This window comes from Pantoea sp. USHLN298 (assembly GCF_037149395.1).
Lineage (GTDB): Bacteria > Pseudomonadota > Gammaproteobacteria > Enterobacterales > Enterobacteriaceae > Pantoea > Pantoea astica.
On record NZ_JBBCRO010000002.1, the window covers coordinates 390144 to 407882 of the forward strand.

Annotated in this window: 13 protein-coding genes; 9 read left to right on the forward strand and 4 right to left on the reverse strand. The window is 54.2% G+C overall.

Translation table 11 applies throughout. The annotated features are described in order from the left end of the window. The first annotated feature begins 221 nt into the window (after positions 1-221). Together gapA and WFK59_RS06480 are read left to right on the forward strand one after the other, a co-directional pair. Complete coding sequence (gene gapA, locus WFK59_RS06475; RefSeq protein WP_069728542.1) at positions 222-1220, forward strand: glyceraldehyde-3-phosphate dehydrogenase; 999 nt, start codon at positions 222-224, stop codon at positions 1218-1220. Between the two features lie 74 nt (positions 1221-1294). Continuing rightward, positions 1295-2191, forward strand: coding sequence for a D-hexose-6-phosphate mutarotase (locus WFK59_RS06480; RefSeq protein WP_233988009.1), 897 nt, complete (start codon positions 1295-1297; stop codon positions 2189-2191). On the opposite strand, the gene WFK59_RS06485 is transcribed toward WFK59_RS06480, so the two are convergent. After that, a complete protein-coding gene (locus WFK59_RS06485; RefSeq protein WP_336755329.1) occupies positions 2188-3039 on the reverse strand; it encodes an aldo/keto reductase in 852 nt (283 codons plus the stop codon). The genes WFK59_RS06480 and WFK59_RS06485 overlap by 4 nt on opposite strands. A gap of 72 nt (positions 3040-3111) precedes the next feature. Beyond that, on the reverse strand, positions 3112-3861 hold the full coding sequence (locus tag WFK59_RS06490) for a MipA/OmpV family protein (RefSeq protein WP_336755330.1): 750 nt from the start codon (positions 3859-3861) through the stop codon (positions 3112-3114). 419 nt (positions 3862-4280) lie between these two features. Between WFK59_RS06490 and yeaG the strand changes: the two genes are divergently transcribed. The 6 genes from yeaG (at position 4281) to WFK59_RS06520 (ending at position 13043) form a co-directional block, all read left to right on the forward strand. Beyond that, on the forward strand, positions 4281-6215 hold the full coding sequence (gene yeaG / locus WFK59_RS06495; protein WP_233988006.1) for a protein kinase YeaG: 1935 nt from the start codon (positions 4281-4283) through the stop codon (positions 6213-6215). 91 nt (positions 6216-6306) lie between these two features. Next, a complete protein-coding gene (locus tag WFK59_RS06500; protein ID WP_233988005.1) occupies positions 6307-7581 on the forward strand; it encodes a YeaH/YhbH family protein in 1275 nt (424 codons plus the stop codon). Positions 7582-7831: 250 nt separating this feature from the next. Then, complete coding sequence (locus tag WFK59_RS06505) at positions 7832-9559, forward strand: potassium/proton antiporter (RefSeq protein WP_233988004.1); 1728 nt, start codon at positions 7832-7834, stop codon at positions 9557-9559. A 77-nt stretch (positions 9560-9636) separates the two neighbouring features. Continuing rightward, entirely contained in the window at positions 9637-9870 is a 234-nt protein-coding gene (locus WFK59_RS06510; protein ID WP_094121422.1) for a DUF1480 family protein, read from the forward strand. 378 nt (positions 9871-10248) lie between these two features. Then, a complete protein-coding gene (gene wbaP / locus WFK59_RS06515) occupies positions 10249-11715 on the forward strand; it encodes an undecaprenyl-phosphate galactose phosphotransferase WbaP (RefSeq protein ID WP_233988003.1) in 1467 nt (488 codons plus the stop codon). A gap of 128 nt (positions 11716-11843) precedes the next feature. Next, the gene (locus WFK59_RS06520) at positions 11844-13043 is read left to right on the forward strand and encodes a multidrug effflux MFS transporter (protein WP_336755334.1); all 1200 of its coding nucleotides are present in this window, start codon (positions 11844-11846) and stop codon (positions 13041-13043) included. Here the strand turns inward: WFK59_RS06520 and dadX are convergent. Both dadX and WFK59_RS06530 read right to left on the reverse strand, forming a co-directional pair. Then, entirely contained in the window at positions 13040-14110 is a 1071-nt protein-coding gene (dadX, locus tag WFK59_RS06525) for a catabolic alanine racemase DadX (RefSeq protein ID WP_336755336.1), read from the reverse strand. The genes WFK59_RS06520 and dadX overlap by 4 nt on opposite strands. 19 nt (positions 14111-14129) lie before the next feature. Then, the gene (locus WFK59_RS06530) at positions 14130-15431 is read right to left on the reverse strand and encodes a D-amino acid dehydrogenase (protein WP_336755338.1); all 1302 of its coding nucleotides are present in this window, start codon (positions 15429-15431) and stop codon (positions 14130-14132) included. 504 nt (positions 15432-15935) lie between these two features. On the opposite strand from WFK59_RS06530, the gene WFK59_RS06535 reads away from it, so the two are divergent. Continuing rightward, positions 15936-17471: a SpoVR family protein gene (locus WFK59_RS06535; RefSeq protein ID WP_233987999.1), complete on the forward strand. Its 1536-nt coding sequence runs from the start codon at positions 15936-15938 to the stop codon at positions 17469-17471. Positions 17472-17739: the final 268 nt, after the last annotated feature.

The following is a 17739-nucleotide window of genomic DNA, read 5'->3' on the forward strand; positions in this document are numbered from 1 at the left end:
TGACTTCGATCACCTTTTATCCGGGGCATCCCTATATATTCGGCGATTGATTAAACGAAGCGCGATACAATTGGCGGTACGCAAGCGGTTGCGCATCGAATAATTCCTCTCAGGCGAATTGATTTGTCGCAACAATTGACACGATTCCGCTTGACGCCTGGTAAGGTTTTTGTAATTTTACAGGCAACCTTTTATTCACTAACAAATAGCTGGTGGAATATATGACTATCAAAGTAGGTATCAACGGTTTTGGCCGTATCGGTCGCATCGTTTTCCGTGCTGCTCAACAGCGTTCTGACATCGAAATCGTTGCAATCAACGACCTGCTGGACGCGGATTACATGGCGTACATGCTGAAGTATGACTCTACGCATGGTCGTTTCGACGGCACCGTAGAAGTTCAGGATGGCGCACTGGTTGTTAACGGCAAGAAAATCCGTGTTACCTCTGAGAGAGATCCGGCTAACCTGAAGTGGGACGAAGTGGGCGTTGACGTTGTTGCTGAAGCAACCGGTATCTTCCTGACCGACGAAACCGCACGTAAACACATCACTGCAGGCGCGAAGAAAGTTGTTCTGACCGGTCCTTCTAAAGATGACACCCCAATGTTTGTTCGCGGTGCAAACTTCGACAAATACCAGGGCCAGGACATCGTGTCTAACGCATCGTGCACCACTAACTGCCTGGCGCCACTGGCAAAAGTGATCAACGACAAGTTTGGTATCGTTGAAGGTCTGATGACCACCGTTCACGCCACCACCGCGACTCAGAAAACCGTTGATGGCCCGTCTCACAAAGACTGGCGCGGCGGCCGCGGCGCGTCTCAGAACATCATCCCTTCTTCAACCGGCGCAGCGAAAGCAGTGGGTAAAGTCCTGCCAGAACTGAACGGCAAACTGACCGGTATGGCATTCCGCGTACCAACCCCTAACGTCTCCGTTGTTGACCTGACCGTGCGTCTGGAAAAAGCGGCTTCTTACAAAGAAATCTGTGCGGCTATCAAAGCGGCTGCAGAAGGTGAGATGAAAGACGTGCTGGGCTATGTTGAAGATGATGTGGTTTCTACTGACTTCAACGGCGAAATCCTGACTTCAGTGTTTGACGCTAAAGCCGGTATCGCGCTGAACGACAACTTTGTGAAACTGGTTTCCTGGTACGACAACGAAACTGGCTACTCAAACAAAGTTCTCGACCTGATTGCGCTGGTTTCTGCTAAATAAGGCAGCCAGACATCATTGAGAATAAGGGCGACTTCGGTCGCCCTTTTTTTGATCCGCTCAGGAAGGAATCGAACATGCAAGATAAACTGTTTTCTCTGCCGGTCGTTACCCAGATCTCCCCTTACCTCTCGCAGCGTCAGGTCGGCGAACTGCCGGCGATTGTCGTCAGTCATCCGAAAGTGCGTGCAGCCATTACGCTGCAGGGTGCTCATCTGATCGCCTGGCAGCCCAGCGGTGAGCAACCGGTTCTGTGGCTCAGCGATAAGAGTCTGTTTTCGCCCGGCAAAGCCATTCGCGGCGGCGTACCAATCTGCTGGCCCTGGTTTGGTCCGGCAGGTGAACCGGCACACGGTTTTGCCCGCAATCAGCCGTGGACGCTGTCTGCCCATGATGAAAATGAAGATGGCGTGATGCTGACGCTGGTGCTGGAAAGCAATCCTCAGACGCTGAAGCTATGGCCACATGAGTTCACTCTCATCGCCCGTTTCCGGCTGGGTCAGCACTGTGAAATTGAACTGGAAGCGCATGGCGATTTTGAAGCCACCGCCGCCCTGCACAGCTATTTCACCGTCAGCGATATCAGCGGCATTGAAGTGTCGGGCCTGGGTGAAACCTACATCGATAAGGTGAATCAGGGCGAGATCGGCAGCAGCGACGGCAAGCAACGCTATCCAGGCCGGATTGATCGCATTTTTACCGCGGCTGAAGATTGCTCAGTGATTAACGATCCAGCTGCACAGCGCCAGATCGAGGTCTATCACCACCATCACAGTGACGTTGTGACGTGGAATCCAGGAGTTGAGCTCTCCTGCAGCATGGCCGATATGCCGAATGAAGGTTATAAGACCATGGTTTGCGTTGAGACAGCGCGCATCAATAAGCCGCTGCGCAGTGCAGGCGAAAAACCGGCCCGCCTGGCGACCACCTTCCGCCTGAAGAAAAAGCTCAGCGGCGACGCAGTTAAGGCTTAAACCACGTCGAGCGGTAACTTATGCTGCGGTGCCGGATAACGCTGGTTGACGAGGGTGAGATCGTCGTCAGTCAGCACCACGTTCAGCGCCGCCGCATTTTCCTCTACGTGAGCGACAGAACTGGCTTTAGGGATAGCAATAACGCCAGGCTGACGGATCACCCAGCTAAGCAGGAGCTGGGCCACGCTAATGCCCTTTTGCTGTGCAAGCTGCACCAGTTGCGGGTCGCTGAACAGGCTATCGCGCAGCCGTCCGGCCTGCGCCAGCGGACAATAGGCCATAATCGGCAGGTTACGCTGCTGGCAGGCGGGTAACAGATCATATTCAATGCCCCGTGAGCCGAGATGGTAAAGCACCTGATTGGTCGCGCACTGCGTCCCACCCGCTTCATCCCACAGCTCAGCCATGTCATCGGTATCGAAATTAGAGACGCCCCAGTAGCGGATTTTACCCTGCTGCTGCAACTGTTCCATCGCCCGCACCGTCTCTTCCAGCGGGATATTACCGCGCCAGTGCAGAAGATAGAGGTCGAGGTAGTCCGTTTTCAGCCGCTGCAGGCTACGCTCACAAGCCTCGATGGCATCGTGTTCACCGGCATTCCACGGGTACACTTTTGACACCACCAGCGCCTGATCACGACGACCCTGTAACGCTTCGCCGACCACCTCTTCGGCTGCGCCGTCGGCATACATCTCGGCGGTATCGATCAGGCGCAGACCACACGCCAGCCCGTGCTGAAGTGCAGCGACTTCCGCCGCGCGCTGAGCGGGATTCTCGCCCATATACCAGCTGCCCTGACCAATCACCGGCAGATCGCTGTGGCCGGCAAAATTCATGATGTTGCGCATTTCGCTCTCCCGCCCCATGCTGAGGCCCCATAAAAGAACAGAGGGCATAAAATGCCCTCTTTTAGTGCGTTATCAGAAACTGTAACTGACGCCGGTCCAGAGTGTCGCCTGGCCGCTTTTGTCGATCATCGGGCTATCTTTGATTTCGCTGTCGAAACGGGTATAGCGGCCGACCACGCCGACGTTCCACTGCGTCGAAATCTGATAGCTGGCGCTCAGTTCAACATAAGGTGACCAGCTGTCATCCGGATTGTAACGGCTGATGCCGGTGCGGGCGCTTTCATGGCCGGAAACACCGTAGTAATAGCGGTTTTGATTGGCACTGTTCCACATCGCACCAATGCCTGGCGTCAGACTGAAGTCGCCCATTTCAAAGCGATAGAGGTAAGTTAAATCCCAGATCATGCCGTTGCTGTTGTTCAGCACGTCGCCCAGCAGTGCGGTACGAACGATACCCCAGTCGGCTGTGTGACGGTATGTTGCGCCCGCCATCAGGGTCATGCGGCGTTTATCCAGCCCTTTCATGTCGCCCAGGTCGTTGTCGCTGGGCTTGTACTCCTGCGGTGAACCGAGCAGCGTCAGTGACAGCTGGTTCTGAGGATCTTTCCACAGGTAGTAACCGCCCTGCAGGCTACGAAACCAGAAGTTCTCACCCTCGTAATTGATTACCGGAACCGGCAGATAACGGTCCTGGCCGCCGCGATAAGGCGACTCGGCATAGATGACTGAAGCCCCGACCGAAAGCGGTGCGGCATTTACGCCGCCAGAGAGTAAATAACAAGGTAAAAGTGCAACAAGCGCCTTAAGTTTGAATTGGTTCACAATTTATTCATTCCATAAATATAACAATCAAACATGAAGTCTAACGTTTTTTTGCGACTGGATTAACTTATATCGAAATCCTTTAAGCGCCCAGCCGTAGAAAGTGGCATTAAAGGTTAAAATCACGTTAAGTTAACTCATCAGAGGCGCATACCGGCCTCACCTCAGACTGATTATGCTGTTGATCTCACCCTCATTCACCCACAGCCATGGAGGAAATTTCTTAGAAGCCATCTACAGTTAGAAGTAAGACCAGACAATATGTACGAGCAGAGTAACCAGTAAAGTTGTGTATCCCGATAAAAATGATCAGGTTGGCATAAGGGTTGCTGTACTCAATAGAGAATATCTTCCGGGAGCTGCATGAGCCTCTAATTACGCTCCTTACCTGTGCTAAAAACGAAAGGACGGGCATCGCTATGAATATATTCGATCACTATCGTCAGCGTTATGAAGCTGCCAAGGACGAAGAGTTCACACTGCAGGAATTTCTTGCCATCTGTAAGCAAGATCGCAGTGCATACGCCAACGCTGCAGAGCGACTGTTAATGGCAATCGGTGAGCCAGTAATGGTCGACACTGCTCAGGAGCCACGCCTTTCCAGAATATTCTCCAACCGTGTGATGGGACGCTATCCGGCGTTCGAGGAGTTTTACGGCATGGAGGAAGCGATTGAACAGATCGTCTCCTACCTGAAACATGCCGCTCAGGGACTGGAGGAGAAGAAGCAGATCCTTTATCTGCTGGGGCCGGTCGGCGGCGGTAAATCCTCGCTGGCTGAGCGGCTTAAATCGCTGATGCAGCGCGTCCCTATCTATGTGCTGAGCGCAGATGGCGAACGCAGCCCGGTCAATGACCATCCGCTCTGTCTGTTTAATCCGCAGGAGGATGCGCACATTCTTGAAAAAGAGTATGGCGTGCCGCGCCGTTACCTTGGCACCATCATGTCGCCGTGGGCCGCTAAACGCCTGCACGACTTTGGTGGTGACATCTCCCGCTTCAAAGTAGTGAAAGTCTGGCCGTCGATTCTTGAGCAACTGGCGATCGCGAAAACCGAGCCAGGCGACGAGAACAACCAGGACATTTCGGCGCTGGTCGGTAAAGTGGACATCCGCAAACTGGAAAACCACGCGCAAAACGATCCTGATGCGTATGGTTACTCTGGCGCACTGTGCCGCGCGAACCAGGGCATCATGGAATTTGTCGAGATGTTCAAGGCACCGATTAAAGTGCTGCATCCGTTGCTGACCGCCACCCAGGAAGGTAACTACAACGGGACCGAAGGGATCTCAGCGCTGCCGTTTAACGGCATCATTCTGGCGCACTCCAACGAATCTGAATGGGTCACTTTCCGTAATAACAAAAACAATGAGGCGTTCCTTGACCGTGTTTACATCGTCAAAGTGCCTTATTGCCTGCGAGTCTCTGAAGAGATCAAAATTTACGAGAAACTGCTGAACCACAGTGAGCTGGCAACATCGCCATGCGCCCCTGGTACGCTGGAAACACTGGCTAAGTTCTCGATTCTGTCGCGCCTGAAAGATCCGGAAAACTCCAGCATCTACTCCAAAATGCGGGTCTATGACGGCGAAAGCCTGAAAGATACCGACCCGAAAGCGAAATCGTGGCAGGAGTATCACGATTACGCCGGCGTTGATGAGGGCATGAACGGTCTGTCGACCCGTTTCGCCTTTAAGATCCTGTCACGGGTCTTCAACTTCGACCATGCCGAAGTGGCGGCCAACCCGGTTCACCTGTTCTATGTGCTTGAACAGCAGATCGAGCGTGAGCAGTTCCCGCAGGATCAGGCGGAAAAATACCTTGAGCACCTGAAAGGTTACCTGATTCCAAAATATGCGGAGTTCATCGGCAAAGAGATTCAGACCGCTTACCTGGAATCCTATTCCGAGTATGGTCAGAACATCTTTGATCGCTACGTCACCTATGCCGACTTCTGGATTCAGGATCAGGAATATCGCGATCCCGATACCGGTCAGCTGTTTGACCGCGAATCGCTGAATGCGGAACTGGAGAAGATTGAGAAGCCTGCGGGCATCAGTAACCCGAAAGATTTCCGTAATGAGATCGTCAACTTCGTGCTGCGCGCGCGGGCACACAATAACGGTCGCAATCCGAACTGGACCAGTTACGAGAAATTGCGCACCGTGATTGAGAAGAAAATGTTCTCAAATACGGAGGAGCTGCTGCCGGTCATCTCATTCAATACCAAGACCTCGACCGATGAGCAGAAGAAACATGATGATTTCGTCGATCGCATGATGGAAAAAGGCTATACCCGCAAACAGGTACGCCTGCTGTGTGAATGGTATCTGCGTGTGCGTAAATCGTCCTGATAAAAGTCTGTAAGCAAGCCGGTATTGCGGTACCGGTCATCTAAAGGTCGGGCATGCCCGACCTGCTTGCAATGTAGTTTGGGGGAACACTATGGCCTATTTCATCGATCGCCGGCTTAACGGTAAAAACAAGAGCGCGGTCAACCGCCAGCGTTTCTTGCGCCGTTATAAGTCGCAAATCAAGCAGTCGATCTCCGAGGCCATTAACAAACGCTCGGTTACCGACGTCAGCAGCGGTGAATCTGTTTCAATACCCATTGATGACATCAATGAGCCGATCTTCCATCAGGGACGCGGCGGGAATCGTCACCGCGTGCATCCCGGAAACGACCATTTTGTGCAGAATGACCGCATTGAGCGACCTCAGGGTGGCGGTGGCGGCGGCAGTGGTCAGGGCAACGCCAGCCAGGATGGTGAAGGTCAGGATGAATTTGTTTTTCAGATCTCGAAAGATGAATATCTCGATCTGCTGTTTGAGGATCTGGCTCTGCCCAATCTGCGCCGGAATCAGCATCGTCAGCTGAATGAATACAAAACCCACCGCGCCGGTTACACCTCCAACGGCGTTCCTGCCAACATCAGTGTGGTGCGTTCGCTGCAGAACTCGCTGGCGCGCCGCACGGCGATGACGGCAGGTAAACGCCGGATGCTGCACGAGCTGGAAGAGACGCTCAGCATGGTGGAAAAATCGGAACCGGCACAGCTGCTTGAGGAGGAGCGGCTGCGTAAGGATATCGCCGAATTACGCGCGCGCATCGAACGCGTGCCGTTTATCGATACCTTTGACCTGCGTTATAAAAACTTCGAGAAACGCCCGGAGCCTTCCAGCCAGGCAGTGATGTTCTGCTTAATGGACGTTTCCGGTTCCATGGATCAGGCGACCAAGGATATGGCGAAGCGTTTCTATATTCTGCTCTATCTGTTCCTGAGCCGGACCTACAAGAACGTGGATGTGGTCTATATCCGCCATCACACTCAGGCGAAAGAGGTGGATGAACAGGAGTTCTTCTATTCGCAGGAGACCGGCGGTACCATCGTTTCCAGCGCCCTGAAGTTGATGGATGAGGTGGTCAAAGATCGCTACGATCCGGCGCAGTGGAATATCTATGCGGCGCAGGCCTCGGACGGCGACAACTGGGCCGATGATTCGCCGCTGTGTCACGAAATCCTGGCGAAGAACATCCTGCCGGTGGTGCGTTACTACAGCTATATCGAAATTACCCGCCGCGCGCATCAGACCCTGTGGCGCGAGTATGAACATCTGCAGGCGATGTTCGATAACTTCGCGATAGAGCATATTCGCGAACCGGAAGATATCTATCCGGTGTTCCGTTCTCTGTTTCATAAACAGGCGACCGAAGCCTGATCAACCAAGCCGGCTTATCACCGGCTTGTTTTTTATCTGCCGAATAACCTGCTAAAAGAGTGGCTTTTCTGCCGCTTGCCTGCCAACTCCCTCATTCTTCACATTAATCTGATTCCATAAGCCAGTTAACAATTGGTATAATTTTCATTTTGACCATGACAACTCTTTGATAAAACATTATCTTTTAGGGATAGCATGGACATTTGTCACCCTTTGCAGCCACGCAACGCCATAACTCAGGAGCCCGGGTTTGAACCACACCATTGTTTACAGTCTGTTTATCATCGGTTCCGTGCTGGTAGCCTCGAGCATTTTGCTCAGCTCTTTCTCCTCACGCCTGGGTATTCCTATCCTGGTTATCTTCCTGGCGCTGGGTATGCTGACCGGCGTGGATGGCATCGGCGGCATCGCCTTTGATAACTACCCCGCCGCTTACCTGATCTCTAACCTGGCGCTGGCTATCATCCTGCTGGATGGCGGGATGCGAACCAAAGCCAGCTCGTTTAAGGTAGCGCTGGGGCCCGCCCTGTCGCTGGCTACCGTCGGCGTGATGATTACCGCGGGCTTAACCGGCGTGGTGGCCGCCTGGCTGTTTAATCTCGATATGATGCAGGGCTTTCTGATTGGCGCGATTATCGGTTCTACCGATGCGGCGGCGGTATTCTCGCTGCTGGGCGATAAGGGCCTGAACGAGCGCGTCAGCTCAACCCTGGAGATTGAATCGGGCAGCAACGACCCGATGGCGGTGTTTCTGACCATTACCCTGATTGAGATGATTGAGCAAGGCCAGACCGGGCTTGACTGGATGTTCCTGGTTCACCTGGTGCAGCAGTTCGGGCTGGGCATTGTGTTAGGCCTCGGCGGCGGCTGGGCGCTGCAGCAGTTAATCAACCGCATCAGCCTGGCGGGCGGGCTCTACCCGCTGCTGGCGTTGAGCGGCGGTATTCTGGTGTTCGCCCTGACCACGGTGCTGGAAGGCAGCGGCATTCTGGCGGTCTATCTGTGCGGCTTCCTGTTGGGTAACAGCCCGATTCGTAACCGTCACGGCATCCTGCAGACCTTCGACGGCATGGCCTGGCTGAGTCAGATCGGGATGTTCATCGTGCTCGGCCTGCTGGTGACGCCTTCTGATTTGTGGCATATCGCCGTGCCGGCGATGATTCTGTCGCTGTGGCTGATTCTGGTGGCGCGCCCGCTCTCGGTGTTTATCGGCCTGTTGCCGTTCCGCAGTTTTACCACCCGCGAGCGCTTCTTTATCAGTTGGGTCGGCCTGCGCGGTGCCGTGCCGATTATTCTGGCGGTGTTCCCGATGATGGCCGGACTGGAGAACGCCTCACTTTATTTCAATATCGCCTTCTTTGTGGTGCTGGTCTCGCTGATGCTGCAAGGTACCTCACTGGGCTTTGCCGCGAAAAAAGCCAAAGTGGTGGTCCCGCCAACGGCCTCACCGATCAGTCGGGTAGGCCTGGATATCCATCCGGAGAATCCGTGGGAGCAGTTCGTTTATCAGCTCAGCGCCGACAAATGGTGCGTCGGTGCCGCGCTGCGCGATTTACAGATGCCGCGTGAAACCCGGATTGCGGCGCTGTTCCGCGACAATGTGCTGATGCATCCCAATGGCGGCACTCGCCTGAAAGAGAACGACGTTATCTGCGTGATTGGCCGCGAGCGCGATTTGCCGGCGCTGGGCAAGATGTTCAGTCAGTCGCCGCCGGTTTCGCTCGATCAGCGCTTCTTTGGTGACTTTATCCTTGATGCGGAAGCCCGGCTGCGTGATGTGGCGCAGATATACGGTCTGGAACTGGACGAGGAGACCAATGACCAGCAGTCGCTGGGGCAGCTGATGCTGAGTATGCTGGGCGGCGCGCCGGTGGTTGGCGATCAGGTGGAATGGAACCAGCTGACCTGGACCGTGGCCGAGAAAGAAGATAACCGTATTGTGAAGATTGGTGTGCGCCCGGCTGAAGAGAAGGAATAATCCTAATCATTCTGCCCCGTTATTTTCTGCTGATGCACTAAGCTAAGAGTTCAAGCCCGCTTAAACAGGAGAAATGAATGGGACACGTGGTTAAAATTGGTCGTTATGAGATTGTGGATGCCGATCTTGACAGTGAGAACCCCGACACCGTCAGCATCCCCTGTGATACCAATCCCGGCTTAATTACGCAACTTGATGGCTGGGATCGTGACACCAGCATTCCGGCCTGGATCGACGGGGAACCGGTCAATCTGCAAATTGGTCATTATGATAAACAGCAGGACCGCTGGATTTTAAAGAAGCCCGCCTGAGTTGACTTCACTACCGCCGGTCGAGAGATTTGGCGGTAATTCCTAAAAACAGTCTTAAACAGTTTGGTTATAACCACCCCTTCTCTTATTTTATCCTTATTAAACAAAGAATTATAACTTTAAAACTTTAATCAGTTTTAACGTTTTCAGATTTTTTCCGTATTAACTCTGTCAAATAACTCCTGCATACTCTTACTCAACGCTGCAATATTTCGTGAGTGACATCACGCTTTATCCGTCACTCTTTTCGCAGCTTCTTTTGGCTGTACTGACTGCAACAGACTGAAAATGATTTTTTAATTTTTTCAGTAGCCCACTCCTGAGCGCGTACTTGATTCTGGTCAGGCCATCTTTTACTTGAGAAAGAGAGCAGGTTTTATGGCAAGTACATTGATAATGAATAACCCGAGCCGCTCCTGGAGCGGAACGCGAAAAAATATCATCGTAAAGTTCGCCCTGAGTTTTTCCGATCTGATTGCACTTAATCTGGCGTTGTTTTTATCGGCCGCCACTGTTCAGGGTATTTGGGGAGAGCTGGATACATTTATTCCCCCGCAACAAATTGAATATCGTTTTGTTGCACAATTTATTATGTCCGTCATGTGTACCGGCTGGTTCTGGGTACGCCTGCGCCACTACACCTATCGCAAACCTTTTTGGTTCGAGCTGAAAGAGATCGTTAAGACACTTTTCGTTTTCTCCCTGCTCGATCTCGCCCTGATCGCTTTTTCGAAGTGGGATTTCTCCCGCATGGTGTGGGTGTTCAGCTGGACTTATGCCCTGCTGCTGCTGCCGTTGATGCGTGCCGTAGTGAAGCGCGCGATTAATAAAGCCGGTCAGTGGCAGAAAGAGACGATCATTATCGGCTCCGGCCGGAATGCCACCGAGGCCTACGCGGCGCTGCAAAGCGAAGAGATCCTGGGCTATAACGTACAGGCGTTTATCTCGGTAGACGATGTGCCCGCCGAGCAAAGCGTTAATGGCGTCCCGGTTATCACCTGGAAAGATATTAACTGGCAAACCATCGACCGCGACAACGTGCAGTTCATTGTGGCGATGGAGTATGAGCAGCAGCCTATGCGTGATCGCTGGCTGAAGTTCCTGTCGAAGATGAACTGTCGTTCCGTCTCGGTGATCCCGACCCTGCGCGGTGTGCCGCTCTATGGTACCGATATGTCATTTATCTTCAGCCATGAAGTGATGATCCTGCGGGTCAGTAATAATCTGGCTAAGCACTCCTCGCGGTTCCTGAAGCGCGCCTTTGATATTATTGTCGCGTCAATGCTGCTGCTGTTCCTCGGCCCGATTTTTGCCCTGCTCTGCTACATGGTGAAGCGCGATGGCGGCAATGCTATCTATGGCCATGAGCGCGTCGGTCAGGATGGTAAAAAGTTTAAGTGCCTGAAATTCCGTTCCATGGTGACCAACTCGAAAGAGGTGCTGGAAAATCTGCTGGCCACCAGCGAAGCTGCGCGTATTGAGTGGGATAAGGACTTCAAACTTAAAAACGATCCGCGCATCACCAAAATTGGTGGCTTCCTGCGTAAAACCAGCCTCGATGAGTTGCCGCAGCTGTGGAACGTCATCCGTGGCGAGATGAGCCTGGTGGGACCGCGCCCGGTGATTGAAGCGGAACTGGAGCGCTATGCCGGTGATGTTGATTACTATCTGATGGCGAAGCCTGGCATGACCGGTTTGTGGCAGGTCAGCGGACGTAATGACATTGATTACGATACCCGCGTCTACTTTGACTCCTGGTATGTGAAAAACTGGGCGTTGTGGACCGATATCGCCATCCTGTTTAAAACCGCTGGCGTGGTACTGCGTCGTGATGGTGCCTACTAACTGACAGTAAGCGATGCCTGTTTCGCACAGGCATCGCAACTTCCGCATCTTCTCCTCTATCTTTTTTTGTTGTGAATCATTACCCTCTGCGGCTCGTTTTTTAACAGAACGTTCACCCTCTGGTCGTTATGCAAAAATTTACTCTACTGTTATTGAGCCTGGTGTTGCTGGCACCTTTAGGCATTGATCTCTATTTGCCCACGCTGCCGCAGATTGCGGAAGGGCTGAATACGCCGGTTAACCTGGTGCAGACCACCATCCCGCTGTTTCTGCTGGTGATGGGGCTGGGACAACTGGTGACTGGCCCGCTGGTGGATAACTATGGCCGTAAGCCGATTGCCCTGCTGGGCCTGGCGCTCTACATCGCTGGCAGCGCCATTGCCGCTACCGCCACCTCATTTCCGCTGTTTCTGCTTGCCCGTCTGGTGCAGGGCTGTGGCGTCTGTTGCAGCGCGGTCGTCGCCTTCAGCGGCGTACGCGATCGCCTGAGCGGTGATGAGGCGGCACGCGCCTATGGCTTTCTGAATGGCGCATTAAATATCGTTCCGGCACTGGCTCCCCTGCTGGGCGGCCTGCTGGCCAGCGCGTTCGACTGGCGCGCGCCCTTCTGGTTCCTGTGCGGCTACGGCGCGCTGATTATGCTGCTGGTCATTGTCTGGCTGCCCGAAACGCGCCCGGCCGATACCCTGCGGGTGAAAGGATTGCCGATTGCGCAGTATGCCGCCATTTTACGTCAGCCTCGCTTCCTGGCGTTTGCCTTTGCCAACGCGGGCGCACTGGGCATGGTGCTGACCTATGTCTCTCTGGCTCCGCAGGTATTGATGACCGAAGGCGGCTTATCACCGATTGAGTTCTCTTTTGCCTTTGGTGCCAACGGCTTCTGGATCATGTTCGTCAGCGTCTTCGTCAATAAAACCATCCGCAAAGCGGGACGGCCTTTCTGTCTGGCGATGGGCTTTGTCACGATGCTGCTGGGTGCGCTGTTGCTGCTGGCGGGAATGATGCTGTTTCCGGCATCGATGCAGAGCCATTGGGCGTTGTATATGTTTCCGGTCGCGGTTTCGGTGGCGGGTCTGGCGTTCACCGTCGGTCCCGCGACCAGCTATGCGCTGGAGCCCTATCAGCAACAGGCTGGCGTGGCATCCGCGCTACAGGGATTTATTCAGATGGCGGGCGGTGCGGCAGGCAGCCTGGTGATTGTGGCGCTGCCGCTGGCTGAGAAGCTCTCGCTGAGTCTGATGATGCTGCTGGGTGCCATGCTGGCGTTGATCGCCTGGCGCTGCAGCCGGAAGATGCGCGGCCGGGTGACCGCGCTTAATCACTCTTAACTGAGCTGAACCGGAACGCGAGGTGCCAGCGCACACATCAGCTCGTATCCGACCGTTCCGGCCGCTTTTGCCACCTGATCGATCTTCACCTGTTCGCCCCATAACTCCACCCGCGAGCCGATGCCGGCTTGCGGACAGGGCGTTAAATCGACGGTGATCATATCCATCGACACCGCGCCTACCACCTGCGTCATCACGCCATCGACGCTGACCGGTGTGCCGTTGGGTGCGTGACGTGGGTAACCATCCGCATAGCCACAGGCTACCACGCCAATCCGCTGCGCCTGCGCCGCATGATAACGGTAGCCATAACCGACGCCATCGCCCGCCTGTAACTGCTGGATACCGATGATCTCACTGCTCAGCGTCATTACCGGCGTCAGTCCGCTGCCGGCAACATCCTGCCAGTCGCCGCTCGGTGACGCGCCATAGAGAATAATACCGGGACGAACCCAGTCATAATGCGCCTCCGGGTGCCACAGCGTGCAGGCGGAGTTAGCGAGCGATCGCGGACAGGTCAGCCCCTCAGCCGCCTGTTCAATACGCTGCAGCGGAGCGATTAAGCCGTCGGGATTTTCCGCATCCGCGAAATGGGCCATCAGCGTTATCTCAGCCACGTTGTTAAGCGCGCGCAGTTTTTGCCACGCCGCATTAACCTGCTCAGGGCGAAAGCCCAGCCGGTTCATGCCGCTGTTGACCTTGAGATAGATATCGATCGGTGCCGACAGCGTTGCATTAGCCAGCGCTTTAATCTGCCAGTTACTGTGTACGCTGGTGGTGAGACGATAGCGATCGATCAGGTGCAGATCGTCCGGCTGAAAAAAGCCTTCCAGCAGCAGGATCGGCTTTTTCCAGCCCTGCTCGCGCAACAGAATCGCCTCTTCCAGATTCAGCAGCGCAAAGCCGTCGGTGGTAGCCAGACTTTCCCAGACGCGGGCCAGACCATGACCATACGCGTTAGCCTTAACCACCGACCAGACGCGGGATGCAGGTGCGGCCTGGCGAACCACCGCCAGGTTATGCCGTAATGCCTGCTGATTAATGGTAGCGACAATCGGACGTGACATCCTTCCTCTCCCTGAAAGCTTAACGAGTAGCGTTGGCGTTACGCAGCGGCGCGGCGCTGGCCACAAAACCGGGTAAGTAACGGAACACCGACAGGTCATCGGCGGCAATCGCCGGTTGAATACCGGAGATCAGATCGGCAAGAAGCTGACCCGAACCGCACGCCATTGTCCAGCCCAGCGTCCCGTGACCGGTATTGAGCCAGAGGTTAGACACCGGTGTGGCACCGACAATCGGCGTGCCATCGGGCGTCATTGGACGCAAGCCGGTCCAGAAACTGGCCTGGGCCAGATGACCGCCTTCAGGATAGAGATCACTGACCACCATCTCCAGCGTTTCCCGCCGTGCTTCAGTCAGTCTGGTGTTAAAACCAACAATTTCCGCCATTCCGCCGACCCGAATACGATCGTCAAAACGGGTTACCGCAACTTTGTAGGTTTCATCGAGAATAGTTGAGACCGGCGCAGCATCCGGATTTTTAATCGGGATGGTGAGTGAATAGCCTTTCAGCGGATAGACGGGAATATCCACCACGTTACGCAGCAGCGCGGTGGAATAGGAACCCAGCGCCACAACATACTGATCCGCTTTAACGATCTCCTCGCCACACTTCACGCCGTAGATGCGGTTACCGTCACGCAGCAGATGATCAATCGGTGTCCCGAAGCGGAAAACCACGCCCGCCTCCTCAGCCATTTTTGCCAGCCGCTGAGTAAATAGCTGACAGTCGCCAGTTTCATCGTTAGGCAGGCGCAGACCGCCGGTCAGTTTATGCTGGGTGGCGGCCAGTGCCGGCTCGACGCGCGCCAGCTCATGTGCCTGCAGCAATTCGTAGGGCACGCCCGCGTCACGCAGCACCGCGATATCTTTGCTGGCACTGTCGTACTGCTGTTGCGTACGGAACAGTTGCAGCGTGCCGCCCTGCCGTCCTTCATACGCGATGCCGGTTTCAGCACGCAGGGCTTTCAGGCAATCACGGCTATATTCAGCGATGCGTACCATTCGGCTTTTATTCTGCTGATAGTGGTTGATATCGCAGTTACGCAACATCTGCCACATCCACTCCAGCTGGAAGCTGCTGCCATCCAGCCGCACCGCCAGCGGTGCATGACGCTGGAACATCCACTTAACCGCTTTCAGCGGTACACCCGGTGCAGCCCAGGGTGCCGCATAGCCCGGCGAAATCTGACCGGCATTGCCTGCGCTGGTCTCCAGCGCCGCGGCAGGCTGACGATCGATAACCGTCACCTGATGTCCGGCACGCGCCAGATACCACGCGCTCGCCACACCCACCACACCACTTCCCAGAATCACAACGTGCATATGTCCCCCACCGGCATGTAAAAGCATAATTCACTATTCATCAGGCGACATTCAGCGGATCCACTCAGCGGAAATCACCTCTAAATTCCAGCAACTATTTCACATCTTTTTTACTTAGCAGGTAACTAAAATCATATCAGGCGGCAAAATACAGAGATTTATGCGCCATATCACTCCTGGCCAGAAATAAATGACAACAACAGCAGTTAAATCTGCTTTTGGCAGGAGAATCATTCAACCCCATACAAACAACTTATAAACAGGATTATATGCTGGATTTTAAAATCATGGTCGAGTTAAAGGCTATTAAATTCCACGTCATTCCACTATGAATGATTTTCTGCCAAAGAATTCATTTGAGTTCGCATTTCGGATAAGCGACAGTGGGCTATCATTGTTGTGTTCGCTCAGTTTTTTTCGGGTTCCCTTTCTCAGGATGAAGCCTTAAATAACCGGAACGGGTTGCCTTTCGGGTCAGCCAGTTTGCAAAAAAAGAGGTGCGCTATGACGACAATCTTTGACGATCCCATCAAGGACAGCAAACGACTCAATGACGGACCAGACTGGACATTCGAACTACTGGATGTCTATTTAGCCGAGATCGACCGCGTGGCGAAACTCTACCGGCTCGATACCTATCCGCACCAAATCGAAGTGATCACCTCTGAGCAGATGATGGACGCTTATTCCAGCGTCGGTATGCCGATCAATTATTCCCACTGGTCATTCGGTAAAAAGTTTATTGAAACCGAACAGCGCTACAAGCATGGTCAGCAGGGGTTAGCCTACGAGATTGTGATTAACTCCAATCCCTGCATCGCCTATCTGATGGAAGAGAACACCATGACCATGCAGGCGCTGGTGATGGCGCACGCCTGTTACGGTCACAACTCTTTCTTCAAAAATAATTACCTGTTCCGCAGCTGGACGGATGCCGGTTCGATCGTTGATTACCTGCTGTTTGCGAAGAATTACATCAGTGACTGCGAGGAGCGTTACGGCGTTGAAGAAGTCGAACGGCTGCTCGACTCGTGCCATGCGCTGATGAACTACGGCGTTGACCGTTATAAACGGCCGCAGAAGATCTCGCTGCAGGAGGAGAAAGCGCGACAGAAGAGTCGGGAAGAGTATCTGCAGAGCCAGGTGAATACCCTGTGGCGCACCCTGCCACGGCGTGAAAAAGAGACGGTACAGGTTGAAGCGGCGCGTTATCCCTCTGAACCGCAGGAGAACCTGCTCTACTTTATGGAGAAGAACGCGCCGCTGCTGGAGCCGTGGCAGCGTGAGATCCTGCGCATCGTGCGCAAAGTGAGCCAGTATTTCTATCCGCAAAAGCAGACTCAGGTGATGAACGAAGGCTGGGCCACGTTCTGGCACTACACCATCCTGAATCATCTGTATGACGAAGGCAAAGTGTCGGAACGCTTTATGATGGAGTTCCTGCACAGTCACACCAACGTGGTGTTTCAGCCGCCCTATAACAGCCAGTGGTATAACGGCATTAACCCCTATGCTTTAGGCTTCGCGATGTTCCAGGACATCAAGCGTATCTGTCAGTCACCCACCGAAGAAGATCGCTACTGGTTCCCGGATATTGCCGGTTCGGACTGGCTGGAAACTCTGCACTTCGCGATGCGTGAATTTAAGGACGAGAGCTTTATCAGCCAGTTCCTGTCGCCGAAAGTGATGCGCGATTTCCGCCTGTTTACCGTGCTGGATGATGACCGCAATAACTTTCTTGAGATCGCCGCTATTCACGATGAAGCCGGTTATCGGGCCATTCGCCAGCAGCTCTCTGCACAGTACAACCTGAGCAATCTTGAACCGAACATTCAGGTCTACAATGTGGATTTGCGCGGTGACCGCTCACTGACGCTGCGCTATGTGCCGCAAAGCCGCACGCCGCTGGATAAGAGCCGGCGCGAAGTGCTGAAGCATGTGCATCGTCTGTGGGGCTTTGACGTGATTCTGGAACAACAGAACGAGGATGGCAGCGTCGAATTGCTGGATCGTAATCCGTCACGCGGCTCGCCGCTGTGACTTTAAAAAAACCGGACGCGGTCTCTGATGCTCGTTAGTTAAGCGATCGGTGATAGCGCAGTCTGGTGCTGCTCAGGGGCTGGCGGTCCTCGCGCCGCTGCGCGGTACCTTCACGTCATTCCTCTGCCTGACGGACCGCCGGGGATGGCACATCCTGTGCCGCCCCGCCTTTCGCCCGCGTCCTGCGGGCTCTCCTGGCTAATGTTCAGCGCTGCGGATTGCCTGCCCCTGATCGGCCCCAGCCTGCTCTGAAACTTCAGTACGTGTT